Source organism: Rhizobium sp. CF142 (genome assembly GCF_000281145.1).
Taxonomy (GTDB): domain Bacteria; phylum Pseudomonadota; class Alphaproteobacteria; order Rhizobiales; family Rhizobiaceae; genus Rhizobium.
In genome coordinates, this window is the sequence record NZ_AJWE01000114.1 from 132,439 (window position 1) to 148,535 (window position 16,097).

At 60.6% G+C, this 16,097-nt stretch carries 16 protein-coding genes; 13 read left to right on the plus strand and 3 right to left on the minus strand.

The features are described 5' to 3' along the window. Positions 1–13: 13 nt before the first annotated feature. Positions 14–502, minus strand: a complete 489-nt coding sequence (locus PMI11_RS28505; protein ID WP_007824276.1) for a DUF2306 domain-containing protein — start codon at positions 500–502, stop codon at positions 14–16. An 85-nt stretch (positions 503–587) separates the two neighbouring features. Here PMI11_RS28505 and PMI11_RS28510 point away from each other — a divergent pair, with 85 nt between their 5' ends. The 8 genes from PMI11_RS28510 (at position 588) to PMI11_RS28545 (ending at position 10,191) form a co-directional block, all read left to right on the plus strand. Beyond that, positions 588–1,358, plus strand: a complete 771-nt coding sequence (locus tag PMI11_RS28510) for a LytTR family DNA-binding domain-containing protein (RefSeq protein ID WP_007824277.1) — start codon at positions 588–590, stop codon at positions 1,356–1,358. 77 nt (positions 1,359–1,435) lie between these two features. Next, positions 1,436–2,464, plus strand: a complete 1,029-nt coding sequence (locus PMI11_RS28515) for a zinc-dependent alcohol dehydrogenase family protein (protein ID WP_007824278.1) — start codon at positions 1,436–1,438, stop codon at positions 2,462–2,464. Positions 2,465–2,636: 172 nt separating this feature from the next. Continuing rightward, positions 2,637–6,122, plus strand: a complete 3,486-nt coding sequence (carB, locus tag PMI11_RS28520) for a carbamoyl-phosphate synthase large subunit (RefSeq protein ID WP_007824279.1) — start codon at positions 2,637–2,639, stop codon at positions 6,120–6,122. 120 nt (positions 6,123–6,242) lie between these two features. Beyond that, on the plus strand, positions 6,243–7,433 hold the full coding sequence (locus PMI11_RS28525; protein WP_007824280.1) for a T6SS phospholipase effector Tle1-like catalytic domain-containing protein: 1,191 nt from the start codon (positions 6,243–6,245) through the stop codon (positions 7,431–7,433). A 28-nt stretch (positions 7,434–7,461) separates the two neighbouring features. Next, entirely contained in the window at positions 7,462–7,695 is a 234-nt protein-coding gene (locus tag PMI11_RS37500; protein WP_037072390.1) for a hypothetical protein, read from the plus strand. Positions 7,696–7,796: 101 nt separating this feature from the next. Beyond that, positions 7,797–8,273, plus strand: a complete 477-nt coding sequence (gene greA, locus PMI11_RS28535; RefSeq protein WP_007824293.1) for a transcription elongation factor GreA — start codon at positions 7,797–7,799, stop codon at positions 8,271–8,273. Positions 8,274–8,304: 31 nt separating this feature from the next. Beyond that, the gene (locus tag PMI11_RS28540) at positions 8,305–9,354 is read left to right on the plus strand and encodes a glycosyltransferase family 4 protein (protein WP_007824295.1); all 1,050 of its coding nucleotides are present in this window, start codon (positions 8,305–8,307) and stop codon (positions 9,352–9,354) included. Positions 9,355–9,399: 45 nt separating this feature from the next. Continuing rightward, complete coding sequence (locus tag PMI11_RS28545) at positions 9,400–10,191, plus strand: hypothetical protein (protein ID WP_007824297.1); 792 nt, start codon at positions 9,400–9,402, stop codon at positions 10,189–10,191. Between the two features lie 103 nt (positions 10,192–10,294). Here the strand turns inward: PMI11_RS28545 and PMI11_RS28550 are convergent, their stop codons facing one another. Further along, a complete protein-coding gene (locus tag PMI11_RS28550) occupies positions 10,295–10,762 on the minus strand; it encodes an Lrp/AsnC family transcriptional regulator (RefSeq protein WP_007824299.1) in 468 nt (155 codons plus the stop codon). A gap of 230 nt (positions 10,763–10,992) precedes the next feature. Between PMI11_RS28550 and trxB the strand changes: the two genes are divergently transcribed. Together trxB and PMI11_RS28560 are read left to right on the plus strand one after the other, a co-directional pair. Continuing rightward, positions 10,993–11,967: a thioredoxin-disulfide reductase gene (trxB, locus tag PMI11_RS28555; protein WP_007824301.1), complete on the plus strand. Its 975-nt coding sequence runs from the start codon at positions 10,993–10,995 to the stop codon at positions 11,965–11,967. A 22-nt stretch (positions 11,968–11,989) separates the two neighbouring features. Further along, the gene (locus PMI11_RS28560) at positions 11,990–12,886 is read left to right on the plus strand and encodes a LysR family transcriptional regulator VtlR (RefSeq protein ID WP_007824303.1); all 897 of its coding nucleotides are present in this window, start codon (positions 11,990–11,992) and stop codon (positions 12,884–12,886) included. Positions 12,887–12,914: 28 nt separating this feature from the next. Here PMI11_RS28560 and PMI11_RS37505 read toward each other — a convergent pair whose 3' ends face one another. Next, positions 12,915–13,307, minus strand: coding sequence for a hypothetical protein (locus PMI11_RS37505; protein WP_157179709.1), 393 nt, complete (start codon positions 13,305–13,307; stop codon positions 12,915–12,917). Positions 13,308–13,461: 154 nt separating this feature from the next. Here PMI11_RS37505 and PMI11_RS28565 point away from each other — a divergent pair, with 154 nt between their 5' ends. Genes PMI11_RS28565 through PMI11_RS28575 form a run of 3 tightly spaced genes read left to right on the plus strand, consistent with a single transcriptional unit; the run spans position 13,462 to position 16,073 of the window. Further along, on the plus strand, positions 13,462–13,755 hold the full coding sequence (locus PMI11_RS28565) for an ArsR/SmtB family transcription factor (protein ID WP_007824305.1): 294 nt from the start codon (positions 13,462–13,464) through the stop codon (positions 13,753–13,755). A 2-nt stretch (positions 13,756–13,757) separates the two neighbouring features. Further along, the gene (locus PMI11_RS28570; protein WP_007824307.1) at positions 13,758–14,924 is read left to right on the plus strand and encodes an MFS transporter; all 1,167 of its coding nucleotides are present in this window, start codon (positions 13,758–13,760) and stop codon (positions 14,922–14,924) included. A gap of 24 nt (positions 14,925–14,948) precedes the next feature. Then, complete coding sequence (locus tag PMI11_RS28575) at positions 14,949–16,073, plus strand: alkene reductase (protein WP_007824310.1); 1,125 nt, start codon at positions 14,949–14,951, stop codon at positions 16,071–16,073. Positions 16,074–16,097 lie beyond the last annotated feature (24 nt).

Sequence of the window (16,097 nt, forward strand, 5' to 3'; positions counted from 1 at the left end):
TCCAGCCGCTTCCTCACGCGACCCGGCTGCGGCGCGGACGAAACCCGATGGCCGCGCCGATCGCAGCGGTGACCAGCCCGAGCAGCGCCAGGGCCAGCCAGCTATTGCCGGAGAATGTGACCGCATGCATCAGCCGACCCGGCAGCAGCGTTGCAAGGCCGGCAACGACGATACCGCCGAAATACATGCCCGATACGATCCGCCGATGTGCACGGATATCATGCCGCCGCGCGGCAAGAACCGCCCGCCAGCTTCCGGCGAGCACGACGACGGAAAGAAGATGGATTGGGCTGAAGCCATAGACGAGATTGATCTGGTGGATGAAGAAGCTCGACAGAGCCGTCACTACCATCAGCACCATCCAGATCTTGCCGAGAAGACGGTGCCGCGGCGTGCCCTTCGGCCATGCGAGCAGATAGGCGCCGAGGATAGCCGCCGGCACCACGGCGGCAACGTGGATCTGAATGGCAATAGGGGCATTAAGCAGAGGTTCCAGGGTCATGAGGGGCTCCGGTTGAATTCGTCCCCTGTTTCCGGCATGACTGCATTCCTCTCAACAAACATGGCGTAGACGGCGGGAAAACTTCGTGGATCACCCATCCTTGCAATCCACGCTTCGCGAATTGCAGGTCTTCTGGCGCGCGCCGCGCTTCTGGGGAACCTTCCTCGCCGTCGTTCTGATCTTCACGATCACCGGCCCCTACGGCACGATGAAAAGCATGGCAGCCGGCGAGCGCTTCGCCTACTGGTTGATCCTGCACGCCGTCGCCTGGTCGATTGCCATCCTGTTTTCGGTTCTTGCCGATGCGCTGCTGCGCAAGGTGTTGGATCGCATGTTCTGGCGCATGATGATCGGCTCACTGGTCGCAGCCCTGCCGATCGGCTTTGCGATCGGCCTTGTCGGCTATGCCTTCAGCGGCAATCCGGCTTCGTTCAACGGCAGCCTCGCAAGGGCGCTCTTCGCGCTGCCGCTCTGCGCCCTCTTCTGTTTTCTGACCTACCTCGCCATGCATCGCCAGATCGAGCAGGCAACGGCGCAAACACCTCCGGCAGCCTCGATCCTCGACCGGCTGAAGCCGCAGAACCGCGGTGCCCTGCTGCGCCTTTCCGTGCAGGACCATTATACCGAGGTCGTCACCAGCCGCGGCCGCGAGCTGGTGCTCCTGCGCTTTTCCGATGCGCTGCGCGAGATCGGAGGAACGCCAGGGCTTCAGGTGCACAGGTCGCATTGGGTGGCAGACGCTCATGTCGAATCCCTGAAACGCGACAACGGCAAGATCATCATCCTCACCCGCGACGGCGCGCAGATCCCGGTCAGCCGGAGTTTTGCCGAGGAAGCCCGCAAACGCTTCGGCTGAAGAAATGCCGGCAAATGCTTGACGCGACTCCTGCTTTCCCGCTTCCTGATGACGAGGAGACCTGGAGGAGAATGCCGATGAAAGCCGTGCGCCTGGAAGCGACCGGAAAGCTGTTTCTGCGTGAGGTCGAAAAGCCCGTTCCCGGACCGGGTGACCTATTGGTGCGCATCGAAGCCTGCGGTATCTGCGGCACTGACCGGCATCTTTTCTTGGGTGAATTCCCATCTCATCCACCGGTGACCCTTGGCCACGAATTCGCCGGCATCATCGAAGCTGTCGGCCCCGAAGTCACCGGCTTTCGTCACGGCATCCGCGTGACGGGCGATCCGAACATCGCCTGCGGTCGCTGCGAGCAATGCCACAATGGCCGCGTCAATCTCTGCCGGAACCTGCAGGCGATCGGCATCCATAGAGACGGTGGTTTTGCCGATTATGTCATCCTCCCGCAGAAACAGGCCTTCGCCCTGCCGCTCGGCCTCGATCCCCTGCACGGCGCCTTTTGCGAGCCGCTCGCCTGCTGCCTGCACGGCGTCGATCTCGCCAACATCAAGACAGGTGCTTCCGTCATCGTGCTTGGCGGCGGTGTGATTGGCCTGCTCACCGTCCAGCTTGCCCGGCTTGCCGGTGCGACACGCATTCTTCTCGTCACCCGCAATGCCGAGAAACGCGCGCTTGCTGAAAGGCTTGGCGCGACGGCGACCTTCGATCCGTCACAGGCTGATGCCGTCAGCGGCATTACCGGCGAAGGCGGATTGCTGCCCGGCGGCGCCGACATCGTCTTTGAATGTGCTGGCGTGCCGGAAACGATGATGCAGGCTCCCAAGCTCGCAAGACGCGGCGGTACTGCCGTCATCCTCGGCGTCATGCCGCAAGGCGCAAAGATAGAGATCGAACCCTTCGATCTGCTGTTTCGCGAAGTGAACCTCGTCAGCTCTTTCCTCAACCCTTTCACGCACGGGCGCGCGGCCGATCTCATCGCCTCGGGCGCGATCAAGGTCGAGCAGCTGATTTCGCGCCGGATCACGCTTGAACAGGCACCCGAAGCCATCGCCAATCCGGCGCTTGGCGGCGAGATTCGCACGCTCGTCGTGCCAGGCGGGCAATAGGCTTCCAGAGACCCATTCGGATTCCTGTCGATTCCATGATTTATGGGGTTCCGTTTGCAAAAACATTTGCCTATAAGCCGCTTCTAGCCTGAAAAGACCCTCAATGCGCGACCCGACCCGGTGACCTCCCACCCTGGCCGGCTTTTTGCGCAGCTAGAAATGGATATCGCCCATGCCGAAGCGCCAAGACATCAAATCGATCCTCATCATCGGCGCGGGACCGATCGTCATTGGCCAGGCTTGCGAATTCGACTATTCCGGCACCCAGGCCTGCAAGGCGCTGAAGGAGGAAGGCTACCGCGTCATCCTCGTCAACTCCAACCCGGCCACCATCATGACCGACCCGGGTCTCGCCGACGCAACCTATGTCGAGCCGATCACCCCTGAAGTCGTCGCCAAGATCATCGCCAAGGAGCGCCCCGACGCACTACTGCCGACCATGGGCGGCCAGACGGCGCTGAACACCGCGCTCTCCCTGAAGCGCATGGGCGTGCTCGACCGCTACAATGTCGAGATGATCGGCGCAAAACCTGCCGCCATCGACATGGCTGAGGATCGAGCGCTGTTCCGCGAGGCGATGGCCCGCATCGGCCTTGAAACACCGCGCTCGATGCTGGCGAACGCCACCGACATCAAGGACGCCGACCGCAAGACTCATGAAGCCGAGCGCACCAAGCTGCGCGAAAGCCTCTCCGGCCCCGCGCTCGACAAGGCGCTCGACGAGCTGGAAAACCAGTGGAACCTCGGCGAGAGCGACCGCAAGCAGCGCTACATGAGCCATGCCATGGCAATCGCCGCTCAAGCGATCGACCATGTCGGCCTGCCGGCCATCATCCGCCCGTCCTTCACCCTCGGCGGCACCGGCGGCGGCATTGCCTATAACCGCTCGGAATTCTTCGAAATCGTCGGCAGCGGCCTCGATGCCTCGCCGACCACGGAAGTTCTCGTCGAAGAATCCGTTCTCGGCTGGAAGGAATATGAGATGGAAGTCGTCCGCGACAAGGCGGACAATTGCATCATCATCTGCTCGATCGAAAACATCGATCCGATGGGTGTCCATACCGGCGATTCGATCACCGTTGCCCCGGCGCTGACGCTGACGGACAAGGAATACCAGATCATGCGCAACGCCTCGATCGCGGTGCTGCGTGAGATCGGCGTCGAGACCGGCGGCTCGAACGTGCAGTTCGCCGTCAACCCCAAGGACGGCCGCCTCGTCGTCATCGAAATGAACCCGCGCGTCTCGCGCTCCTCGGCACTCGCCTCCAAGGCCACTGGCTTTCCAATCGCCAAAATCGCCGCCAAGCTCGCCATCGGCTATACGCTCGACGAGTTGGAAAACGACATTACCGGCGGCGCGACGCCTGCCTCCTTCGAACCGTCGATCGACTATGTCGTCACCAAGATCCCGCGTTTCGCTTTCGAAAAGTTCCCCGGCGCCTCGCCGGTCCTGACCACGGCCATGAAGTCGGTCGGTGAAGTCATGGCAATCGGCCGTACTTTTGCGGAATCGCTGCAGAAGGCGCTGCGCGGCCTCGAAACCGGCCTGACCGGCCTCGACGAAATCGAGATCCCCGATGCCGAAGAAGGCGAATCCAGCCTGAACGCCATCCGTGCCGCTATCGGCACGCCGACGCCGGATCGCCTGCGCATGGTCGCCCAGGCGCTGCGCATGGGTCTGACTATCGAAGAAGTTCACGAAGGCTGCAAGATCGACCCCTGGTTCATCGCCCAGCTGAAGAACATCGTCGACATGGAAGCCCGCATCCGCGAACACGGCCTGCCGACCGACGAGACCAACCTTCGCATGCTGAAGGCCATGGGCTTCTCCGATGCCCGCCTCGCCACGCTGACCGGCAAGCGCCCGAAGGAAGTGGCAGGGCTGCGCAACTCGCTGAACGTCCGCCCGGTCTTCAAGCGCATCGACACCTGCGCTGCCGAATTCGCCTCGCCGACCGCCTATATGTACTCGACCTATGAGACGCCCTTTGTCGGCGCTGCGCGCTCCGAGGCACTGGTCTCCGACCGCAAGAAGGTCGTCATCCTCGGCGGCGGTCCCAACCGTATCGGCCAGGGTATCGAGTTCGACTATTGCTGCTGCCATGCCGCCTTCGCGCTGAAGGATGCAGGCTATGAAGCGATCATGATCAACTGCAACCCGGAAACGGTTTCGACCGACTACGATACCTCCGATCGCCTCTATTTCGAGCCGCTGACGGCCGAAGATGTGATCGAAATCCTGCGTGCCGAGCAGGAAAAGGGCGAAGTCGTCGGCGTCATCGTCCAGTTCGGCGGCCAGACCCCGCTGAAGCTTGCAGAGGCGCTGGAAAAGAATGGCATCCCCATCCTCGGCACCGCGCCCGATATGATCGACCTCGCAGAAGACCGCGACCGGTTCCAGAAGCTTCTGATGAAGCTCGATCTCAACCAGCCGAACAACGGCATCGCCTACTCGGTCGAGCAGGCTCGCCTGGTTGCCGCTGAAATCGGCTTCCCGCTGGTCGTTCGCCCGTCCTACGTGCTCGGGGGCCGCGCCATGCAGATCATCCATGCCGAGAGCCAGTTGCAGACCTACCTGCTCGATACCGTTCCGGAACTGGTACCCGAGGATATCAAGCAGCGCTACCCGAACGACAAGACCGGCCAGATCAACACCCTGCTAGGCAAGAACCCGCTCCTCTTCGACAGCTACCTGACGAACGCCATCGAAGTCGACGTCGACTGCCTCTCCGACGGCACCGACGTTTATGTCGCCGGCATCATGGAACATATCGAAGAAGCCGGGATCCATTCCGGCGATAGCGCCTGCTCGCTTCCGCCGCGCACGCTTTCGCGCGAGATGCTCGACGAGCTGGAGCGTCAGGCCAAGGCCATGGCAAAGGCGCTCAATGTCGGCGGCCTGATGAACGTACAGTTCGCCATCAAGGACGACACCGTCTACGTTCTCGAAGTCAACCCGCGCGCCTCCCGTACCGTGCCCTTTGTCGCCAAGACCATCGGCGCGCCGATCGCCAAGATCGCTGCCCGCGTCATGGCTGGCGAAAAGCTCGATGCGACCTTCGCCGCCTACGGTGAGAAGCCCGACCCGCGCGCCCTCAAGCACATTGCCGTCAAGGAAGCTGTCTTCCCCTTCGCCCGCTTCCCCGGCGTTGATACGCTGCTCGGCCCGGAAATGCGCTCTACCGGCGAAGTCATCGGCCTCGACAACGATTTCGCTCTGGCCTTTGCCAAATCGCAGCTCGGTGCAGGCGTCGAACTGCCGCGTGAAGGCACGGTCTTCGTGTCCGTGCGTGATGCCGACAAGCCCCGCGTCCTGCCGGCGATCCGTATCCTCGTCGAACAGGGCTTCAAGGTATTGGCAACCGGTGGCACGGCCCGCTTCCTCGCGGAAAACGGCATCGAGGCGACCAAGATCAACAAGGTTCTCGAGGGACGCCCACACATCGAGGACGCCATCCGCAACCGCCAGGTCCAGCTCGTCATCAACACGACCGACGGCAACAAGGCGATCTCGGATTCGAAGTCGCTGCGCCGCGCCACGCTGATGCAGAAGGTGCCTTACTACACCACGATGGCCGGCGCCGAAGCGGCCGCGCAGGCCATCAAGGCGCTCAAGGCTGGCAATCTCGAAGTCCGCCCGCTGCAGAGCTACTTCTGATCCCGCGAAGAGGCATCGCCTCTTCGCGCTCGAGTCCTCGGCTCGTCAAAACTGCGACCCAAAATTGCAGACATGGATACTTGGTGTTAGCCTGCTCCCCGGCCGTATCGGGGAAGCAGCATGTCGAAGAATATCGTCATCCTGTTCGACGGCACGTCGAACGAGATAACTGCAGACCGCACCAATATTTTGCGTCTGTTCGGAACGCTGAAGCGCTCCGACGAACAGATCGTCTATTACGACCCCGGCGTCGGCACGCTGGGTGCGGCAGATGCCTGGTCGCCCTTCTACCGCAAGTCTATCGAGGTCTGGGGCCTTACAACTGGTTGGGGTCTCGATGAAAACGTCAAAGGCGCCTACCGCTTCCTCGTCGAAAATTACGATGCCGGCACGCCCGACGATCACGGAGGCCATCCCGACAGGGACCGCATCTATATTTTCGGCTTCAGCCGCGGCGCCTATACGGCCCGAGTTCTCGCAGGTTTCATCCATGCCTTTGGGCTGTGCAGCAGATATCGCCTGAACCTGCTCGACTACGCTTACAGAACCTACAAGGGCATTCCCGAACAGGAGCAGCGCGCCGATGGCGGAGATCCCTCATCAGCCTTCAAGAGCATGCGGCTCTACGAGCGCATGCTGCGCAATGACCGTCCGCCGATCAAGCTGCTTGGTCTCTTCGATACGGTTGCCTCTGTCATCGAAAAGGGCAAAGGGCGCATTCAGTTCAAGACCCATCCTTTCACCCGCAAGAATCCAAGCGTCGAATTTGTGCGCCACGCAATGGCAATCGACGAGCGAAGAACGATGTTCCAGCCGGAAGCGTGGACGCCGGATCAGGACTATCGCGGCAATCCCTTCAAGCCCGCGACCGCAAAGCAGGATTTCAAGGAGGTCTGGTTTGCCGGTGTCCACGGCGATATCGGCGGCGGTTACCCGGAGGCTGAGAGCGCCCAGATCAAGATACCGCTTGACTGGATGATCCGCGAAACGGGGCCTGCAGGCCTGCTCTACGTTTCGCGTACGATCAACAACATCGTCCTTGGCAAGAGCGACAAGTACTATGTCGAGCTCAATGCGGCCGCACCGCTGCATGACTCAATGAGCGTAGGCTGGAAACTGCTCGAATATATTCCGCGGCGCGTGCCGGAAAACTCCTGGCGCAAGCGCGGCGACAGAAGGGGTATTTATCTGCCCCGCGAAGACAGGCGTTTCATCCCCGATGGCGCAAACCTGCATGAATCCGTGAGGGTGCGCATGGTGACCGGATATAATCCGCCGAACCTGCCGAAGGCCCCGGTCTTCCTCCCCTGACACGGGCACTGGAGGCTACCGAACCCGTTTGCCCCTGCCGCTGGAGGCACAGGAAGCGCCATATTTGGCGGCGTCTGAGAGGATCGCCAACCGTTCTTTAAGCGATTTCTTCATCAGAATGTTCTCTAAATGTTCACGGCGGCAAAATCAAGACGAAGAAGTGAGCATCCATCCAACTTCCCTTCAAAAGCAGGTACTTCTGCGGGATGCGGAAAGCTTCGGTAAGAATTTTATGGAAATCGCGCGTGCCGATCTGCTATAAGCAACGAACTAAGATTGTAGCACGGTTCCGAAGTTCCCTTCGGGACCTGTTTTCTTTTGTGTCTGCGAGAACTGCGGATGCGGGGAGAGAAGGACGAAAAAATGGTTGATAAGGTACCGATGACACAGGGTGGTTTCGTCAAGCTGCAGGAAGAACTGCGCTGGCGTCAGCAGGAGGAGCGCCCGCGAATCATCGAGGCAATTGCGGAGGCGCGCGCCCATGGCGACCTTTCCGAAAATGCCGAGTACCATGCCGCCAAGGAAGCGCAGAGCCACAATGAAGGCCGCGTTGCCGAGCTCGAAGACCTGACGGCCCGCGCCGAGATCATCGATCTCTCGAAGATGTCGGGCAACAAGATCAAGTTCGGCGCCAAGGTGAAGCTCGTCGACGAGGACACCGAAGAGGAAAAGACCTATCAGATCGTCGGCGATCAGGAAGCCGACGTGAAGCAGGGCCGTATTTCCATCTCCTCCCCGATCGCCCGCGCGCTGATCGGCAAGGAAGTCGGCGATTCCATCGAAGTCAACGCGCCGGGTGGTTCGAAGGCCTACGAAATCCTCTCCGTCTCCTGGGGCTGATCGCCCGCGCCTTCCTCTTCAAGAGCAGCCAGTGCCGGATATCAGTGACGTCGAGATCATCGCGCCCAACCTGAAACGCCGGCTCTCCGGCGTCACGTCGACGATTGTCCAGCTCATCCCCTGCCAGATCCGGCTGGGGATCAGGATCGCGGCCCTCGGCCCCGGCCTTCCGCCGGAACTTCCGCGCCTGAAATGGGCGCAGCTTGCTGGCCTCTGGCGTCCGCCAGCCGGGCGGCGTCACCGCGTCTGGCACGCGCGCCGCAACAATGAGATGGCTGTTGGCATCCTCATGCGCCACGTGCTGCGCATGCCGCTGAAGTTCGTCTTCACCTCAGCCGCCCAGCGCCGCCATACCTCCTACACCCGTTGGCTGATCCGCCAGATGGATGCTGTCATCGCCACCAGCAGCCGTTCCGGCTCCTTCCTCAAGGTGCCGTACACGGTCATCCAGCACGGCGTCGATCTCACGCTTTTCCATCCGCCCGAAGGGCCTGACGATACGATCGCCGCCACCGGCTTGCCCGGCCGCTATCTCATTGGCTGCTTCGGCCGCGTGCGCCATCAGAAAGGCACCGATCTTTTCGTGCAGGCGATGATCGCGCTGCTGCCGCGGCATCCGGACTGGACGGCTGTCATTTCCGGTCGCGTCACCCCGGAGCACACGGCGTTCGCCGACAAGCTGAAGGCCGATATTGCCGCAGCCGGTCTGACCGACCGCATCGTCTTCATTGGCGAAGTGCCAGATATCAAGGTCTGGTATCGCCGCCTGACGCTCTATGTTGCCCCCTCTCGCAACGAAGGATTCGGACTGACTCCGCTGGAAGCCATGGCGTCGAAGACACCGGTCGTCGCCTCCGATGCCGGCGCCTATGCCGAAATGATCGTAGCAGGCGAAAACGGCGTCATCGTACCACCCGGCGACGGCAACGCACTGACGGCAGCCATCGCCACCTATCTCGCCGATCCTGCGCTGACCGTAGCACAGGGCGAGACGGCTCTGCGGCACGTGCGGGAAAATTTCGCGCTGGAAAAGGAAGCGACAGCGATCAACCGGATTTACCAGCAGCTTCTCGACGCTTAAGCCGAACCCAAGTGACAGGCATATCAGGAAGGCAGAGTCTCGGAGATGTCGACCGCAAACAAAAACGATCTGGTCAACGTGCTCTGCATGAAGTGGGGAACGCTCTACGGCCCCGAATATGTCAACAATCTCTATCGCGGCGTCAAAAGGCACCTGAAGCGCCCGCATCGTTTCGTCTGTTTCACCGACAATACGGAGGGCCTCGAGGCGGGAATCGAAACCTTCCCCCTGCCCGAGCTCGGCCTGCCGGCCGGCTCCAAGGACCGCCGCTGGCAAAAGCTTTCGCTCTTCCGCCGCGAGCTTGCCGATCTCAAGGGGATCGGTCTCTTCCTCGATCTCGATCTCGTCATCGTCGATGATCTGGAGCCACTCTTCCAGCATCCGGGCAAGTTCTTCATCATCCGCGACGACGATCTTTTCCGCGCAAAGCCGCTGCGCAAGCTCAATCCCGCCCGCGACAAGTTCCTGGGCTCGGTCGGCAATAGCTCGGTCTTCCGCTACGAAATCGGCGCCCACGCTTATATTCTGGACACCTATGTCGCCGATCCGGTGGCGGCCATGTCCAAATACGAGATCTCCCAGCAGTTCCAGAGTGCGCAGCTCGCAGCGCATGGACATCTGCAATACTGGCCGCGCGAATGGTGCGTGAGCTTCAAGAATGCCTGCGTGCCCCGCCACGTCAACAGCTTCTGGCGCGATCCCGAGCGGCCGCCTGAGGCCAAGATCGTCGTCTTTGCCGGCAGTCCGAAAATGAGCGAGGTTTTTGAAGGCCGCGGCCAGAAATGGTACCGCCGCATCGGCAACACCGATTGGCTGAGCAAGGCCTGGCGAGGCTAAAGCATGTCGCGCAAAGGTGCGCAGCGGTTTTGCGGCAACGACATGCGAAAACAAGAGCCTAAAGCGTGGCAAGCGGATCTGGAAGATCGCGACACGCTTTAGACTACAGTTCGACGAGCCCGAGCTTCTTCACCTGGCGGATCGTCAGCATGGTGCGAACGGTATCGACATGCTCGTTAGCCGTCAGCACCTCGATGACGAAGTCCTGGAAGCGGGTGAGGTTTTGGGCCACGCAATGCAGCAGGAAATCGCTGTCGCCGGAAACCATCCAGGCCTGGCGCACCAGCGGCCATTCGGTGGTGGCAGCGGCAAAGGCCTTCAGATTGGCTTCCGACTGGTGCTTGAGGCCTACCATGCAGAAAGCGACGAGATCGAGCCCGAGCTTCGGGCTGTTCAGCATCGCGTGATAGCCTTCGATGACACCCGCCTCTTCGAGTTTGCGCACCCGGCGCAGGCAGGGCGGCGCTGAAATTCCCACCCGGTCGGCAAGCTCCACATTGGTCATGCGGCCGTCGGCCTGCAGTTCCCGCAATATCTTTATGTCGATAACGTCAAGTTCAGCGCGAACCACGCTCAGGCCTTTCTTTAATTCCCCGGGGGCAGCTTCTATATAAAGCGACGGAATACGCAAGAAAGTTTCAGTCCGATGACGGAATCTTGCACGGCGCCTGCATTTGCCTTGTTGGTAATGCAAGGCTGCCCTTGAATAAAAGCATTGGTCGTTCATAAATGGCGCAGGGATCGCGAAACGGCCTTATTCGCCTCTTAGCCGCCGCGTCCTGCCAGTCGAAAGGAAACTCCATGTCTGCCCGCCATACCAAGGTGCTCATTATCGGTTCCGGACCCGCCGGCTATACGGCAGCGGTCTATGCCGCGCGCGCCATGCTGAAACCGGTTTTGATCGCCGGTCTGGAACAGGGCGGCCAGCTCATGATCACCACCGATGTCGAGAACTATCCGGGCTTTGCCGATCCTATCCAGGGCCCCTGGCTGATGGACCAGATGCTGCAGCAGGCTCAGCATGTCGGCGCCGAGATCATCAACGACCTCGTGACCGAAGTCGACCTCAACCAGCGCCCCTTCGTTGCCCGCACCGATAGCGGCCAGGTCTGGACTGCCGATACGCTTGTTATTGCAACCGGCGCCAAGGCCAAGTGGCTCGGCATCGAAAGCGAGCAGCATTTCCAAGGCTTTGGCGTGTCTGCCTGCGCCACCTGCGACGGCTTTTTCTATCGCAATAAGGATGTGATCGTGGTCGGCGGCGGCAATAGCGCCGTCGAAGAAGCGCTCTATCTGTCGAACATCGCGAAGTCGGTCACCGTCGTGCACCGCCGCGACGGCTTCCGTGCAGAAAAAATCCTGCAGGAACGTCTCTTCTCCAAAGAGAACATCAAGGTTCTCTGGAATACCGAAGTCGCCGAAATCACGGGCACGCCGGCAAAGCCCCCCATGCCGCCGTCCGTTTCCGGCGCTCGCCTGCGCGACACGCGCACCGGTGTCGTCACCGATGTCGCCATTGACGGCGTCTTCGTGGCGATCGGTCACGCGCCGGCAACTGAACTTTTCAAGGGCAAGCTGAAGCTGAAGGAGAATGGCTATCTCTGGACCGCACCGGATTCGACTGCGACCAGCCTGGAGGGAGTCTATGCCGCAGGCGATGTGACTGACGATACGTTCCGCCAGGCGGTCACCGCCGCAGGCATGGGATGCATGGCCGCCCTCGAGGCAGAACGTTATCTGACGGGCCATATGCCCGTTGCCGTAGCAGCGGAGTAACAGTGGCATGAGGGGTGGGGGAATGCCATTGGACTGGGACAAGCTGCGTATTTTCCACGCAGCTGCCGAAGCCGGATCGTTTACGCATGCGGCTGACAAGCTGCATCTGTCCCAGTCGGCCATCAGCCGTCAGGTCAGCGCGCTCGAGCAGGATGTGGGCACCAAGCTCTTCCACCGCCACGCGCGCGGCCTGATCCTTACCGAACAGGGCGAGCTGCTTTACCGCACCGCCCATGACGTGCTGCTGAAGCTCGAAACCGTGAAGATGCAACTGACCGAGACGACGGAAACGCCGTCCGGAAAGCTGCGCGTCACCACGACAGTCGGCCTCGGCCAGGGATGGCTGACCGACAAGATCCAGGAGTTCCTGCAACTCTACCCCGATGTGCAGATCCAGCTCATCCTCGACAACGAGGAAGTGGATGTAAACATGCGCCATGCCGATTGCGCCATCCGCCTTCGCCAGCCGCAGCAGTCAGACCTGATCCAGCGCAAGCTCTTCACCGTGCATATGCACGTCTATGCGGCCCCCTCCTACATCAACCGCCACGGCGAGCCGCAGACGATCGAAGATCTCGACAATCACCGCATCATCACCTTCGGCGAACCGGCGCCGAACTATCTGCTCGACGTCAACTGGCTGGAAGTCGCCGGCCGCTCATCGGACAACAAGCGCATTCCGCATCTGCAGATCAACAGCCAGACCTCGATCAAGCGCGCCTGCCTGCTCGGCATCGGCATCGCCTGCCTGCCGGATTATATCGTTGGCCGCGACCCCGGTCTGATCCAGCTGGCGATCAATGCCGATGTCCCCTCCTTCGACACCTATTTCTGCTATCCGGATGAGATCAAGAATGCCGCCAAGCTGAAGGCATTCCGCGATTTCATCGTCAGCAAGGCTCGCAACTGGAACTTCTGATTTCCATTTTTATGGAACGAATTTCAAATCATGCAACCCACGCATGACTGACATGCACAAAAAAGGGTTGTTGTTTGCTCATTAAAGCACCATATCGCACATAGCTGATGCACACGGTGGCTTTTCCTCCCAGTTCCACCGCATTAGCTGTTCCCCTCTGGAGGTTTTTGACCTTCACACTTATAAGGGCCCTGGTTTTCCGGTGGCCCTCTTTTTTTGCCCGAACTTTGCTTTTTGCCTGAATTTTTGTCGGTAGATACCGCAATGCGGAAAAATTTGTGCAGTGCATAGCAGACATGCACAAAAATGTATTGAAAGCTGCACAAAGAACCACCATATCGCTCATAGCTGATGCATTTGGTGGTTTCTCTCCCAGTGCCACCGCGTTGGCTGTTCCCCTCTGGAGGTTTTTGACCTTCACACTTAAAAGGGCCCTGGTTTTCCGGTGGCCCTCTTTTTTTGCTTAAAATTTAAGCAAGCCGGAAAAATCGTCAGCTCACGCCTCCGTGATTTGCATATCGAAAATCACCGATCCATATATCGGGAAAATCCGATTTATACTTCGATGAACAACGATGGACAAAGACGAGATTCTCAAGGCACTGGCCAACCCTGCCCGGATGGACATCCTCAACTGGCTGAAGAACCCGGAAGAGCATTTTCCGACACAGGAACACCCGTTTGAAATGGGCGTCTGCGCCAGCCAGTTCGAACGCTGCGGTCTTTCCCAATCCACCGTTTCCGCCCACCTCGGCACGCTTCACCGCGCCGGCCTCGTCACCAGTAAGCGCGTCGGCCAGTGGATATTCTACAAGCGTAACGAAGAAACGATCGCCGCCTTCCTCCAACAGCTAAAGCAGGATCTCTGATCATGCCCCTTGCCCTGCTCGTTCTCGCTCTCAGCTCTTTTGCGATCGGCACCACCGAATTCGTCATCATGGGTCTTCTGCCCGAAGTCGCCGCCGACCTTTCGGTAAACATCCCGCAGGCCGGCTGGCTGGTCACGGGTTATGCGCTGGCCGTCGCTCTCGGCGCGCCGATCATGGCGGTCTCCACCGCCAAGCTGAAGCGCCGCTCGGCCCTCATCATGCTGATGGCCTTCTTCATCGCCGGCAACCTGCTCTGCGCCATAGCGCCCAACTACTGGGTGCTGATGATTGCCCGCATCGTCACCGCCCTCTGCCACGGCGCCTTCTTCGGCATCGGCTCGGTCGTCGCCGCCAATCTCGTCAGCGAAGACCGCAAGGCACGCGCAGTCGCCCTGATGTTCACCGGCCTGACGCTCGCAAACGTGCTCGGCGTGCCACTTGGCACCGCCATCGGCCAGGCATTCGGCTGGCGCTCCACCTTCTGGGTGGTTACCGCCATCGGCATCGTCACCATTGCCGGCCTGATCGCCATCCTGCCGCGCGACAAGCAGGAAACGCAGAGCAGCATCCTGCGCGAGATCGCGGCATTGAAGAACGTCCGCCTCTGGATGGCGCTCTCGGTGACCGTCTTCTTCGCGGCCTCGATGTTCACGCTCTTCACCTACATCGCCCCGCTGTTGCGTGATGTGACCGGCATCTCGCCGGAAGGCGTCACCTGGACCCTGTTCCTGATCGGCATCGGCCTGACAGTCGGCAATCTCATCGGCGGCAAGCTGGCCGATTGGCGGCTTGGAGCCACGCTCGCCAGCGTCTTTGCTGTGATCGCGCTCACCTCCGCAGCCTTTTTCTACACCAGCCGCTTCGTTATCCCGGCCGAGATAACGCTCTTCCTGTGGGCTGCCGCAACCTTCGCTGCGGTCCCTGCCCTGCAGGTCGGTGTCGTCGGCTTCGGCAAGGATGCGCCAAACCTCGTCTCGACCATCAATATCGGCGCCTTCAACACCGGCAATGCGCTGGGCGCCTGGGTCGGCGGCATGGTCATCAATGCCGGTCTCGACTTCGTCCATGTTCCCCTCGCCGCTGCTGCCATGGCCCTGATCGGCCTCGCAGCGACGGCGCTCACCTATCTCTCCGGCCGGGCACAGACTAACCCCGCTACCGCCGAGTGATCCCCCAAGCAGAAAGGACCTTCCATGGCCAAGCTTTTCCAGCCGACGCAGGTCGGCGATATTTCCCTCAAGAACCATATCGTCATGGCGCCGCTCACCCGTAACCGCTCACCGGGCGCAATCCCGAACAATCTCAACGTCGAATATTACCGCCAGCGCGCCACGGCCGGCCTCATCATCACCGAAGCGACCGCCATTACGCATCAAGGCCAGGGTTATGCCAACGTTCCCGGCCTCTACAGCAAGGAAGCGCTCGATGGCTGGAAGCGCGTGACGGATGCGGTCCATGCCGGAGGCGGCAAGATCGTCGTGCAGATGTGGCATGTCGGACGCATCTCCCACAACACGCTGCAACCCGATAATGGCAAGCCGGTCTCCTCAACCAACCGCATCGCCAAGGCCAAGACCTATCTCGTCAATGCTGATGGCACCGGCGCCTTCGCAGAAACGTCCGAACCGCGTGCACTCGAAACCTCCGAAATCCCCGGCATCATCGAGGATTACCGCAAGGCCGCCCGCGCTGCGATCGACGCCGGCTTCGATGGTGTCGAAATCCACGGCGCCAACGGCTATCTGCTCGACCAGTTCATGCGTGATGGCGTCAACGACCGCACCGACCAATATGGCGGCTCGATCGAAAATCGCGCCCATTTCCTCTTCGAAGTCGTTGAAGCCGTGACCAGGGAAATCGGCGCGCGCCGCACCGCGATCCGCATCTCGCCGGTGACACCGTCGGGTGAATCCTATGATTCCAACCCGCAGACACTCTTCACCCATGTCGTTGAAGGCCTTGCCAGGTACGACCTCGCCTATATCCACGTGATCGAAGGCCAGACCGGCGGCGAGCGCGATTATCGTCAGGGCGACAACCCGTCCTTCGACTACAAGGCACTGCGCGCTGCCTATGAAAAGGCTGGCGGCAAGGCTGCCTGGATGGTCAACAACGGCTACGTCAGAGACATGGCGATCGAAGCCGTCGAAAACGGTACGGCCGATCTCGTCGCCTTCGGCAAGCCCTTCATCTCCAATCCCGATCTCGTTGAGCGTCTGGAGAAGAACCTGCCACTGAACCCGCCGGATCAATCGACCTTCTATGGTGGCGACGCCAAGGGCTATATCGATTACCCCTTGCTCGAAAAGGTCGCCTGATCCTTCGCCGAAGCGAAATCCCGC

Excerpts from the sequence above, each read along its gene's own strand:
- PMI11_RS28515 (WP_007824278.1), top strand. The coding sequence starts at position 1,436 with ATGAAAGCCGTGCGCCTGGAAGCGACCGGAAAGCTGTTTCTGCGTGAG.
- PMI11_RS28575 (WP_007824310.1), top strand. The coding sequence starts at position 14,949 with ATGGCCAAGCTTTTCCAGCCGACGCAGGTCGGCGATATTTCCCTCAAG.
- PMI11_RS28570 (WP_007824307.1), top strand. The coding sequence starts at position 13,758 with ATGCCCCTTGCCCTGCTCGTTCTCGCTCTCAGCTCTTTTGCGATCGGC.
- greA (WP_007824293.1), top strand. The coding sequence starts at position 7,797 with ATGGTTGATAAGGTACCGATGACACAGGGTGGTTTCGTCAAGCTGCAG.
- PMI11_RS28565 (WP_007824305.1), top strand. The coding sequence starts at position 13,462 with ATGGACAAAGACGAGATTCTCAAGGCACTGGCCAACCCTGCCCGGATG.
- PMI11_RS28545 (WP_007824297.1), top strand. The coding sequence starts at position 9,400 with ATGTCGACCGCAAACAAAAACGATCTGGTCAACGTGCTCTGCATGAAG.
- trxB (WP_007824301.1), top strand. The coding sequence starts at position 10,993 with ATGTCTGCCCGCCATACCAAGGTGCTCATTATCGGTTCCGGACCCGCC.
- PMI11_RS28560 (WP_007824303.1), top strand. The coding sequence starts at position 11,990 with ATGCCATTGGACTGGGACAAGCTGCGTATTTTCCACGCAGCTGCCGAA.
- PMI11_RS28525 (WP_007824280.1), top strand. The coding sequence starts at position 6,243 with ATGTCGAAGAATATCGTCATCCTGTTCGACGGCACGTCGAACGAGATA.
- carB (WP_007824279.1), top strand. The coding sequence starts at position 2,637 with ATGCCGAAGCGCCAAGACATCAAATCGATCCTCATCATCGGCGCGGGA.
- PMI11_RS28505 (WP_007824276.1), bottom strand. The coding sequence starts at position 502 with ATGACCCTGGAACCTCTGCTTAATGCCCCTATTGCCATTCAGATCCAC.